The following is a 10,745-nucleotide window of genomic DNA, read 5'->3' on the forward strand; positions in this document are numbered from 1 at the left end:
ATGGCAGATCCCCATATCCCCGTCCTTCTGGCGCCGCTTTTGCGGGCCACCGCGCCCATCGGCGGCGTCTGGCTGGACGGCACTTTTGGCGCGGGCGGCTATGCGCGCGGTCTGCTGGACGCGGGCGCCGATCTGGTCATCGGCGTGGACCGCGATCCGGCGGTCTTTGCCATGGCCGACAGCTGGCGCGCGCCCTATGGCGACAGGCTGCGGCTGGTCGAGGGCACGTTTTCCGACATGGATAGTCTGGCGGCGCAGGTTCTGGACGGGCAGCTGCTGGACGGGGTGGTCCTGGATCTGGGCGTCAGCTCGATGCAGCTGGATCAGGCCGATCGCGGGTTCTCGTTCCTGCGCGACGGGCCGCTGGACATGCGGATGGGGGGCGACGTGCCCTCGGCGGCCGATCTGCTGAACAGCGCCGATCAGGACCGCATCGCCGATGTGCTGTATCATTTCGGCGAGGAACGCGCCGCCCGCCGCATCGCCAAGGCGATCGTCGCCGCGCGCCCGCTGACCCGCACCACAGAACTGGCCGAGATCGTGGCGGGCTGCCTGCCGCGCCCCAAGCCCGGCCAAAGCCACCCCGCCACGCGCAGCTTTCAGGCGATCCGCATCTGGGTGAATGACGAATTCGGCCAGTTGGTCGCGGGCCTGTCGGCGGCAGAACGCGCGCTGAAACCCGGCGGGCAACTGGCCGTGGTCAGCTTTCATTCGCTGGAAGACCGGATCGTGAAACGCTTCATGCAGGCTCGCGCGGATGCGGGCGGGGGCGGCAACCGCTATGCGCCGGTGGCCGATGTGGTCGAGCCGGGCTTTACCCTGCCGTTCCGCCGCGCCATCGGCCCCGATCCCGACGAGCTGCAGGTCAACCCGCGGTCCCGTTCGGCCCTGTTGCGGGTGGGCATCCGCACCGAGGCGCTGGCGGGCACGGTCGATGCGGACGCGCTGTCCATGCCGCGCCTGCCCGAAACCCGCGCGCCCAAGAAGGAGCGTGGCTGATGCGCTCGCTGACCTATCTGGGCTGCGTGCTGGTGGTCATGGGGCTGGCCTTTTGGGCCTATCGCGAAAACTATGCCACCCAGGCCGCGATGGGCGAGATGAGCCAGGTCCAGCGCGAGATCGCGGGCCTGCGCGAGGAGTTGGGCGTGTTGCGGGCCGAATGGGCCTATCTGAACCGCCCCGACCGTCTGAGCCAGCTGGTCGATCTGAATTTCGAACGCCTGCAGCTTGTCCCCGTCGAACGGGGACAGGTGCTGGGGGTCGGCCAGATCGATTATCCCAAACCCCCGACCCCCGCCGACCCGCTGACCGACCCCAACGCATCCGATACCGCCCCTTCCGAGGAAACACAGCCATGATCCGCACCCCTCTGCGCCCCCTGGCCCGCATTCTTCGCGCCCGCGAACGCGGCGAGAACCCCGACGATATCGAGGCCGAGAACCGCCGCCGCCGCCATGAGGAAATTCAGGACCGCGCCCGGCGCCGGGCCGAGGGGCGGCTGGTCGTGATGGCGGGCTGTTTCCTGCTGGCCTTCGGGACAGTGGCGGCGCGGATGGGCACGCTGGCCTCGAGCGAGGCGGCAGAGCCGCAGGCGCAGGTTCTGTCGGCGCAGATCATCTCGCAACGCGCCGACATCACGGACCGGCGCGGCCATGTGCTGGCGACCAACCTGTCTACGCATTCGGTTTATGCCCATCCGCATCAGATGGTCGATCCGGTCGGCACCGCGCAGGGTCTGGCGCGGATCTTTCCCGATCTGGAGGTCGAGCGGCTGACCCGTGATTTCACCGGCAACCGCAAGTTCATGTGGATCAAGCGCAAGATCAGCCCCGAACAGATGCAGGCCGTCCATGATCTGGGCGAGCCGGGCCTGCTGTTCGGCCCCCGAGAGATGCGCATCTATCCCAACGGTCCGATGGCCAGCCATATCCTTGGCGGGTCGGGCTTTGGCAACGAAGGCGTCAGCAGCGCCGAGGTGATCGGCATCGCGGGCGTCGAAAAGGCCTTTGACGCTTGGCTGCGCGATCCCGCCAACGAAGGCGCGCCGCTGGCCCTGTCCATCGACTTGACCGTGCAGCAGGCCATGGAAGAGGTGCTGTGGTCGGGCATGAACGTCATGAACGCCAAGGGCGCGACGGGCGTTCTGATGGAGGTCAAGACCGGCGAGATCGTGGCCATGGCCAGCCTGCCCGATTTCGACCCCAATGACCGCCCCCGTCCCCTGCTGACCGGAGAGCCGTCGGACAGCCCGCTGTTCAACCGCGCCGTTCAGGGCCAGTACGAGCTGGGATCGACCTTCAAGATCTTTCCGGTCGCGCAGGCGCTGGATCTGGGGCTGATCAACCCGTCCTCGGGGATCAATGCGCAGGCGCCGATGCGGATCGGGCGGTTTCTGATCAATGATTTCCACAATTACGGACGAGAGCTGAGCGTCACCGATGTGATCGTGAAATCGTCGAACGTGGCGACGGTGCGGATCGCGCAGATGATCGGGCCGGACCGGCAAAAAGACTTTCTGGAAAGGCTGGGCCTGTTCGAGCCGACGCCCGTCGAGATGGTCGAGGCGCCCACCGGTCAGCCGCTGGTGCCCACGCGCTGGCCCGCCGTCACCTCGGCCACGGTCAGCTTTGGCCACGGGCTGGCGGTCAGCCCGCTGCATCTGGCGGCGGCCTATGCCACGATCGCGAATGGCGGCAAAAGGGTGACGCCCACGCTGGTGCATGGCCGCCAGCGCCCCGAGGGAGAGCAGGTCTTGTCGACGCGCGCCGCCGCGATGGCCGTGGACATGCTGCGCCAGGTCGTCACCCGCGGCACTGCGCGACAGGCCGAGGTGCCGGGCTATGAGATCGCCGGCAAGACCGGCAGCGCCGACAAGCCGCGCGCGGCCGGCGGCTATTACGACAACAAGGTGATCGCGACCTTTGCCTCGGTCTTTCCGGCCAGCGATCCCGAATTCGTGCTGATCGTGGCGCTGGACGAGCCGTCCGCCCAGATCGGCAACGGTCAGGTCAGCCGCACCGCCGGCTATACCGCCGTGCCGGTCGCCGCCGAGGTGATCCGCCGCATCGGCCCGCTGCTGGGGCTGGAAGAGGCGGATGACGAAAACCTGCCGACGATCGCCCCGCGCTTTGAACCGCGTGTTGAACCCGACAAAGCGCCTGAGATAAAGCTCGTCGCAAATCAATGACGGGTGACGACGTGACGAGGGACGAGGTGACGCTGACGCAGCTTGGGCTGCGCGCACGCGACGTGAAGGATGCGGGCGGATCGGATGGGGGCGGGCGCGATCCGGTCATTACCGGATTGTCCATCGACAGCCGCACGGTCCGGCCGGGCCATCTGTTCGCGGCGCTGCCGGGATCGGCCGTCCATGGGGGCGAGTTCATCCAATATGCGCTGCGCATGCAGGCCGCCGCCATCCTGACCGACCGCAAGGGCGCCGCGATCGCCGCCGACGCGCTGGCCGGGTGGGACGGCGCGCTGGTCGTGGCCGAAGATCCGCGCGCGGCGCTGGCCGGGGCGGCCTCGCTGTGGTTTCGCGATCAGCCCGATCATGTCGTGGCAGTCACCGGCACCAGTGGCAAGACCAGCGTGGCCAGCTTTGCCCGCCAGATCTGGCAGGCGCTTGGGCACAAGGCGATCAGTCTGGGCACGATGGGGGTCGAGGGCGATCACCACGCCAAACTGGCCCACACCACCCCCGATCCCCTGACCCTGCACCGCGTGCTGGCCGAGGCTGTCGCCGCAGGCGTGACCCATGCCGCGCTCGAGGCCTCCAGCCACGGGCTGGATCAGCGCCGTCTGGACGGGGTGCGCATGCAGGCCGGGGCGTTCACGAATTTCAGTCAGGATCATCTGGATTACCACGCGGGCTTTGACGAATACTTTGCCGCCAAGGCGCTGCTGTTCAACCGCGTGCTGGACGACGGCGCCAGCGCCATCATCAACATCGACAGCGCGCGCGGTCGCCAGATGGCCGATATCGCCAAGGATCGCGGGCTGGCCCTGACCACCGTCGGCCGGGGCGAAGACGCCATGCTGCGCATTCTGGGTCAGCGCTATGACGCGACCGGCCAGGATCTGCGCTTTTCGATCATGGGTCAGGCGCATCTGGTCCGCCTGCCGCTGATCGGCGGGTTTCAGGCGGAAAACGTGCTGGCCGCGATGGGGCTGTGTCTGGCCTCGGGCGATGCCGCGGGCGATATCCTGCGTGTCCTGCCGCATGTGACCACCGTGCGGGGCCGCATGCAGCTGACCGCGCAACGCGAAAACGGCGCCACCGTCTTTGTCGATTACGCCCACAAGCCCGGCGCGGTCACCGCAGCGCTGCAATCGCTGCGCCCGCATGTGATGGGCCGGATCGTCTGCGTGATCGGCGCGGGCGGCGACCGCGACCGGGGCAAGCGTCCGTTGATGGGGCAGGCCGCGCGCGAGAATGCCGATGTGGTCATCATCACCGACGACAACCCCCGGACCGAGGATCCCGCCCTGATCCGCGCAGCCGTGATCGAGGGCGCGGGCCCCGAGGCCAGCGAGGTTCCCGACCGCGCCGAGGCGATCCTGCGCGGCGTCGATGCCCTGCAGCCGGGCGACGCGCTGCTGATCTGCGGCAAGGGACACGAGACCGGCCAGATCGTCGGTCAGGATGTCTATCCCTTCGACGACGGCGAACAGGCCTCGGTCGCGGTGGCGGCATTGGATGGCCGGATATGAGCGCGGATCCGGTCTTGTGGACCGCCGCCGATGCGGCAGCGGCGACGGGCGGTCGGGCGCAGGGGTCGTGGACGGCCTCGGGCGTCTCGATCGACACGCGCACGATCAGGCCCGGCGATCTGTTCGTGGCCCTGCAGGATGCCCGCGACGGCCATGATTTCGTGGCACAGGCGCTGGCAAAAGGCGCCGCCGCCGCGCTTGTCAGCCGCATTCCCGAAGGCGTGGCGTCTGACGCGCCACTGCTGATCGTCGCGGATGTCCTGCGCGGGCTCGAAGATCTGGGCCGCGCGGGTCGCGCCCGCATGGGCGGCAAGGTGATCGCGATCACCGGCTCGGTCGGCAAGACCTCGACCAAGGACATGGCACGGGCGGCGCTGACGGGGCAGGGAAGGGTCCATGCCGCCGAGGCCAGCTACAACAACCATTGGGGCGTGCCGCTGACCCTGGCGCGCATGCCGATCGATACCGATTTCGCCATCATCGAGATCGGGATGAGCAATCCGGGCGAAATCGCCCCCCTGTCGCGCATGGCCCGCCCGCATGTGGCGATGATCACCACCATCGCCGCCGCCCATCTGCAGGCCTTTGGCGCGATCGAGGGGATCGCCCGCGAAAAGGGATCCGTGTTTCAGGGTCTGGAACCGGTCGGACAGGCGATCATTCCCGAAGACCTGCCCGTGACCCAGATCCTGCGCGATTGCGCAGATACGGCGGGCGCGGTGGTCATCGGCTTTGGCGATCACGGTGCCGCGCGCCCCGTCCGGGTCCAAAGTGAGGGTGGGATTCTGACGTGCCGCGCCCGCATCACCGGCGAGACGGTCGATTTCACACTGGCCACGACGGGCCGCCATTTCGCGATGAACGCCGTGGGCGTTCTGGCCGCCCTGACGGCGGCGGGTGCCGATCTGGCGCAGACCGCCGCCCATCTGTCCAACTGGCAGCCCCCGAAAGGACGCGGCGCGGTCGAGGATCTGGACGGGCTGCGGCTGATCGACGATGCCTTCAACGCCAACCCGGCCTCGCTTTCGGCGGGACTGGCCATGCTGGCCGCGCTGGAGGGCGGGCGTCGCGTGGTGATTCTGGGCGATATGCTGGAACTGGGCGCGGATGAAATCGCCCTGCATCGCGCGGTGGCCGATGACCCGGCCATGGCGGCGGTCGATCTGGTCCATTGCGCGGGCCCGCTGATGCGCCACCTGCATGCGGCCCTGCCCGAAGCCAAACGCGGTCTGTGGACCGAAACGGCGGGTGAACTGGCCGCCCGCACCCATGAACTGGTCACCGCCGGCGATACCCTGCTGGTGAAAGGGTCGAAATCCTCGCGGATCTCGACGGTGGTCGATGCGCTGCGCGCCCGTGCGGCCCGGAACGCGACTGCCCAAGACAAAGGATAACGCCATGCTCTACTGGCTCAGCAACCTCTCCGAGGGCGGGGATGTGTTCAACCTCTTCCGCTATATCACCTTCCGGGCGGGGGCAGCGTTCTTCACCGCGCTGTTTTTCGGCTTCATCTTCGGACGGCCGCTGATCAACTATCTGCGCCGGGTCCAGAAAAAGGGCCAGCCGATCCGCGACGATGGCCCGCAAAGCCATCTGGCCAAGGCGGGCACGCCGACGATGGGGGGCTTGCTGATCCTGTCGGCGCTGCTCTTTTCGACGCTGCTCTGGGCGCGGCTGGACAATGGCTATGTCTGGATCGTGCTGCTGGTCACGGCGGGCTTTGCGGGCATCGGCTTTGCCGACGATTATGCCAAGGTGACCAAGCAGAACACCAAGGGCGTCAGTTCCCGCATCCGCATGGGCCTGGGCCTGCTGATCGCGGCGCTTGCGGGACTGGCAGCATCGCTGCTGCATCCCGACGCGCTGACCAATCAGCTGGCCCTGCCGGTGTTCAAGGACGTGCTGGTCAACCTCGGCTTCATGTTCATCCCCTTTGCGATGATCGTCATCGTGGGATCGGCCAATGCGGTCAACCTGACCGACGGGCTGGACGGGCTGGCGATCATGCCGGTGATGATCGCGGCGGGAACGCTTGGCATCATCGCCTATACGGTGGGCCGGGTCGACTTTACCGAATATCTGGGCGTCCACCACGTCCCCGGCACGGGCGAGATCCTGATCTTCGTCGCCGCGCTGATCGGCGGTGGCCTTGGGTTTCTGTGGTACAATGCCCCCCCCGCGGCGGTCTTCATGGGCGATACCGGCAGCCTCGCGCTTGGCGGCGCGCTTGGCGCCATCGCGGTCGTCACGAAACACGAGATTGTCCTGGCCATCGTCGGCGGCCTCTTCGTGGTCGAGGCCCTGTCGGTCATCATCCAGGTCCTGTATTTCAAGCGCACCGGCAAGCGCGTCTTCCTGATGGCCCCCATCCACCACCATTTCGAAAAGAAGGGCTGGGGCGAGGCGCAGATCGTCATCCGTTTCTGGATCATTGCGCTGATTCTGGCCCTGATCGGCCTTGCCACGCTGAAACTGCGCTGACATTCATCTTGGCAGAAATATCCTCGGGGGTCCGGGGGCAGACAGCCCCCGGCCTTCGCTTTCAGGAGGCCACCCATGATCCCCGTCCAGGGCGTTGAAAACCTGACCGTCGCCGTTCTCGGCCTTGGCCGGTCCGGCACCGCGACCGCCGCCGCCCTGAGCGCCGGGGGGGCGCAGGTCATCGCATGGGATGACGGCAACGACACCCGCGAGGCCGCCGAGGCGCAGGGCATCCGCATCGTCGATCTGACGCGCGATGCCAACTGGCAGGGCGTCACCGCACTGATCGTCAGCCCCGGCATCCCGCATCTTTATCCGCGCCCGCATCCGGTGATCGCGCGGGCCTATGCGATGGGCATCCCGGTCGACAATGATATCGGCCTGTTCTTTCGCAGCTATGCCACCGGGGACTGGGACCAGTTCGACCGGATGCCGCGGGTGATCGCCGTCACCGGCTCGAACGGCAAATCCACGACCACCGCGCTGATCCATCATGTGCTGGAGGAATGCGGACGCCCCACCCAGATGGGCGGCAATATCGGCACCGGCGTCCTGGCGCTGGAACCCGCCATCGACGGAGAGGTCGCGGTGCTGGAACTGTCCAGCTATCAGACCGATCTGGCCCGCTCGCTGACCCCCGACGTGGCGGTCTTCACCAATCTGTCGCCCGATCATCTGGATCGCCATGGCGGGCTTGGCGGCTATTTCGCGGCCAAGCGGCGGCTGTTCGCGGAAGGTGGCCCCGACCGGGCGGTGATCGGCGTGGACGAGCCAGAGGGGCAGTTTCTGGCAGGTCAGCTGGCGATGGGTCCGGCGGATGACCGGGTGATCCGCATCTCGTCGGGGCAAAAGCTGGACGGGGCCGCATGGTCGGTCTTTGCCCGCAAGGGGTTCCTGTCGGAATACCGCAAGGGCCGTCAGGCGGCCTCGATCGATCTGCGTGCCATGCAGGGGCTGCCCGGCGCCCATAACCACCAGAACGCCTGCGCCGCCTATGCCGCCTGCCGCGCCGTGGGCCTTGCCCCGCGCGAGATCGAGGCCGCGCTGCACAGTTTCGCCGGTCTTCCCCATCGCAGCCAGACCGTGGCCGAGATCGGCGGCGTCCGCTATGTCAACGATTCCAAGGCCACCAATGTCGATGCCGCCGCCAAGGCGTTGCAGGCCTTCCCCCGCATCCGCTGGATCGCCGGGGGTTTGGGCAAGGATGGCGGCATCGCCGCGCTGACGCCGCATCTGGGGCAGGTGGTCAAAGCCTATCTGATCGGCCATTCCGCCCGCGATTTCGCGCTGGAACTGGGTCAGACCCCCCATGAGATCGCCGAGACGATGGAGCAGGCCGTGGCTCATGCCGCCGCCGAGGCCGAACCCGGCGATACGATCCTGCTGGCGCCCGCCGCCGCCAGTTTCGATCAATATCCGAATTTCGAAAAGCGGGGCGAGGATTTCGTCCGGCTGGTTCAGGCTCTGGCGGCACCATAGTCACGACGGGGCAGGGGGGGACGCATGGGCATCGTGATGGACAGGTCGGCGTTGACGGATTTCCTCGCACTGGAATTTCCGCAGGTGGCGGACAGCTTTGCCATCGAACGCGTCGATGCGAATGAATTGGTCGCCCGGCTGATCGTGGGCCCTCAGCACCTGCGCCCCGGGGGCACGGTCAGCGGGCCGTCGATCTTTGCGCTGGCCGATCTGGCGATCTATTGCGCGATCCTGTCGCGGATCGGGCCGGTGGCCTTGGCGGTGACGACCAGCGCCTCGGTCGATTTCATGCGCAAGCCTGCCGCCGGGCGCGATCTGCTGGCGCATTGCCGGTTGCTGAAGCTGGGGCGCCTGCTGGCGGTGGCCGATGCGCTGATTACATCCGAAGGCCAGCCCGATCCGGTCGCGCGCGCCTCGATGACCTATGCGATTCCGCCAAAAGCGTGACGTTTTAGGGCCTTCTGATGCGGTATTCAAATACCTAAGTTGCAACCCATTGAACAGGATTGATAATTTCGCTCCTGCCGCACTTGACGCAGGGCGGGCGATCTTCGATACACCGCCATCTCTTGTGATTACGACCCTGAAGGGACGACCGATGAAAACCTATACCGCGAAACCGGCGGAGATCGAGAAGAAGTGGATCCTGATCGACGCCGAGGGCGTCGTTCTGGGCCGCCTCGCCACGATCGTCGCCAGCCGCCTGCGCGGCAAGCACAAACCCACCTTCACGCCGCACATGGATATGGGCGACAATGTCATCATCATCAACGCCGACAAGGTGCAGATGACCGGCAACAAGCGTGAAGACAAGAAGTACTACTGGCACACCGGCCATCCGGGCGGCATCAAGCACCGCACCGCGCGTCAGATCCTGGAAAGCGCCCACCCCGAGCGTGTGGTGGTCAAGGCGGTCGAACGCATGATCAGCCGCAACAAGCTGGGCAAGCAGCAGATGACCAACCTGCGCGTCTATGCCAGCGCCGAGCATCCGCACGAGGCACAGCAGCCCGAAGTTCTGGACGTCAAAGTTCTGAACAAGAAAAACACCCGGAGCGCATGATCATGGTCGAAGACATCAAAACTCTGGACGATCTGAAATCGGCCGTGACGGGCACCCCCGCCGCCGTCGTCGAAGCCGCCATCCACCGCGAGCCGCAAATCGACAATCTGGGCCGCAGCTATGCCACCGGCAAGCGTAAGGACGCGGTCGCCCGCGTCTGGATCAAGCCGGGTTCGGGCAAGGTCACGGTCAACGGCAAGGACGTGGACGCCTATTTCGCGCGCCCCGTTCTGCAGATGATCCTGAAGCAGCCGTTCGAGGTTGCCGGCGTCGTCGGTCAGTACGACGTGCAGGCGACCGTCAAGGGCGGTGGCTTGTCCGGTCAGGCCGGTGCGGTCAAGCACGGCGTCAGCCAGGCTCTGCAGCTGCACCAGCCCGCCCTGCGCGCGGCCCTGAAGGCCGCAGGCTTCCTGACCCGCGACAGCCGCGTGGTCGAGCGTAAGAAATATGGCAAAGCCAAGGCCCGCCGCAGCTTCCAGTTCTCGAAGCGCTGATCTTACGGCGATTAATGTGCGAAGGCGCGGCCCATTGGGTCGCGCCTTTTGCGTTTCGGAGGGCTGTTTCGGGCAGGGTGAGTCGCGATTCAGACGTCCGAGTCGGTGTCGAACGCAGAAAAGCCTCAAAACTCTGCCTTGGAAGGTCGCAGATCTGTTTGAAAAAACAGCGTAACATCAGCATGATGTCAGATTTATGTCGGAGAGGCGCATTTTTCCTGTTGCGTCCCTCATCTCTTAGTCCTAAACACCGCTTCACCGAAGGCGGGAACGCGGACGGGGCGGGGAAGACGGGGTTGCGACCTTGGACGATCCGGAGACATTCTGGGACTGGATGACCTGATGGGGCGCCACGATTGTAGCGCTTGATCGGTGATTTTTTGTCCTGCTGCTTTTTGACATTGATGGATATCTGAAGAGATATGCGGGCGGTTCGGTCGTCATACGATCGAGAGACTTGCATATCGGCCTGGTAGCGAAAGCGATGATCCAGGTGTCAGCTTCACTGTTTGTCG

At 66.2% G+C, this 10,745-nt stretch carries 10 protein-coding genes; all 10 read left to right on the top strand.

The annotated features are described in order from the left end of the window. The 10 genes from rsmH to rpsI all read left to right on the top strand — a co-directional run bounded on the left by rsmH (position 1) and on the right by rpsI (position 10,230). A complete protein-coding gene (gene rsmH / locus EG885_RS07935; RefSeq protein ID WP_131573940.1) occupies positions 1-999 on the top strand; it encodes a 16S rRNA (cytosine(1402)-N(4))-methyltransferase RsmH in 999 nt (332 codons plus the stop codon). Next, a complete protein-coding gene (gene ftsL, locus EG885_RS07940) occupies positions 999-1,358 on the top strand; it encodes a cell division protein FtsL (protein ID WP_131573941.1) in 360 nt (119 codons plus the stop codon). Before rsmH ends, ftsL begins: the two co-directional genes overlap by 1 nt. Continuing rightward, entirely contained in the window at positions 1,355-3,187 is a 1,833-nt protein-coding gene (locus EG885_RS07945; protein ID WP_131573942.1) for a peptidoglycan D,D-transpeptidase FtsI family protein, read from the top strand. The genes ftsL and EG885_RS07945 overlap by 4 nt, the downstream gene beginning before the upstream one ends. An 11-nt stretch (positions 3,188-3,198) precedes the next feature. Continuing rightward, on the top strand, positions 3,199-4,713 hold the full coding sequence (locus tag EG885_RS07950; protein ID WP_423227213.1) for a UDP-N-acetylmuramoyl-L-alanyl-D-glutamate--2,6-diaminopimelate ligase: 1,515 nt from the start codon (positions 3,199-3,201) through the stop codon (positions 4,711-4,713). Further along, positions 4,710-6,107, top strand: a complete 1,398-nt coding sequence (locus EG885_RS07955; RefSeq protein ID WP_131573944.1) for a UDP-N-acetylmuramoyl-tripeptide--D-alanyl-D-alanine ligase — start codon at positions 4,710-4,712, stop codon at positions 6,105-6,107. The genes EG885_RS07950 and EG885_RS07955 overlap by 4 nt, the downstream gene beginning before the upstream one ends. Positions 6,108-6,111: 4 nt before the next feature. Beyond that, entirely contained in the window at positions 6,112-7,194 is a 1,083-nt protein-coding gene (gene mraY, locus EG885_RS07960) for a phospho-N-acetylmuramoyl-pentapeptide-transferase (RefSeq protein ID WP_131573945.1), read from the top strand. Positions 7,195-7,269: 75 nt separating this feature from the next. After that, the gene (gene murD / locus EG885_RS07965; protein WP_131573946.1) at positions 7,270-8,673 is read left to right on the top strand and encodes a UDP-N-acetylmuramoyl-L-alanine--D-glutamate ligase; all 1,404 of its coding nucleotides are present in this window, start codon (positions 7,270-7,272) and stop codon (positions 8,671-8,673) included. Between the two features lie 24 nt (positions 8,674-8,697). After that, a complete protein-coding gene (locus EG885_RS07970; RefSeq protein WP_131573947.1) occupies positions 8,698-9,120 on the top strand; it encodes a PaaI family thioesterase in 423 nt (140 codons plus the stop codon). Positions 9,121-9,271: 151 nt separating this feature from the next. Then, entirely contained in the window at positions 9,272-9,736 is a 465-nt protein-coding gene (rplM, locus tag EG885_RS07975) for a 50S ribosomal protein L13 (RefSeq protein ID WP_042248180.1), read from the top strand. Between the two features lie 2 nt (positions 9,737-9,738). Further along, complete coding sequence (gene rpsI, locus EG885_RS07980; protein ID WP_131573956.1) at positions 9,739-10,230, top strand: 30S ribosomal protein S9; 492 nt, start codon at positions 9,739-9,741, stop codon at positions 10,228-10,230. Positions 10,231-10,745: the final 515 nt, after the last annotated feature.

Origin of the sequence: Paracoccus nototheniae (assembly GCF_004335005.1) — a bacterium.
Taxonomy (GTDB): Bacteria; Pseudomonadota; Alphaproteobacteria; order Rhodobacterales; family Rhodobacteraceae; genus Paracoccus; species Paracoccus nototheniae.

What these genes read in the sequence shown, in the direction of transcription:
- mraY (WP_131573945.1), top strand. Translation starts at nt 6,112, where the DNA reads ATGCTCTACTGGCTCAGCAACCTCTCCGAGGGCGGGGATGTGTTCAAC.
- EG885_RS07955 (WP_131573944.1), top strand. Translation starts at nt 4,710, where the DNA reads ATGAGCGCGGATCCGGTCTTGTGGACCGCCGCCGATGCGGCAGCGGCG.
- murD (WP_131573946.1), top strand. Translation starts at nt 7,270, where the DNA reads ATGATCCCCGTCCAGGGCGTTGAAAACCTGACCGTCGCCGTTCTCGGC.
- rpsI (WP_131573956.1), top strand. Translation starts at nt 9,739, where the DNA reads ATGGTCGAAGACATCAAAACTCTGGACGATCTGAAATCGGCCGTGACG.
- EG885_RS07970 (WP_131573947.1), top strand. Translation starts at nt 8,698, where the DNA reads ATGGGCATCGTGATGGACAGGTCGGCGTTGACGGATTTCCTCGCACTG.
- ftsL (WP_131573941.1), top strand. Translation starts at nt 999, where the DNA reads ATGCGCTCGCTGACCTATCTGGGCTGCGTGCTGGTGGTCATGGGGCTG.
- EG885_RS07945 (WP_131573942.1), top strand. Translation starts at nt 1,355, where the DNA reads ATGATCCGCACCCCTCTGCGCCCCCTGGCCCGCATTCTTCGCGCCCGC.
- rplM (WP_042248180.1), top strand. Translation starts at nt 9,272, where the DNA reads ATGAAAACCTATACCGCGAAACCGGCGGAGATCGAGAAGAAGTGGATC.
- rsmH (WP_131573940.1), top strand. Translation starts at nt 1, where the DNA reads ATGGCAGATCCCCATATCCCCGTCCTTCTGGCGCCGCTTTTGCGGGCC.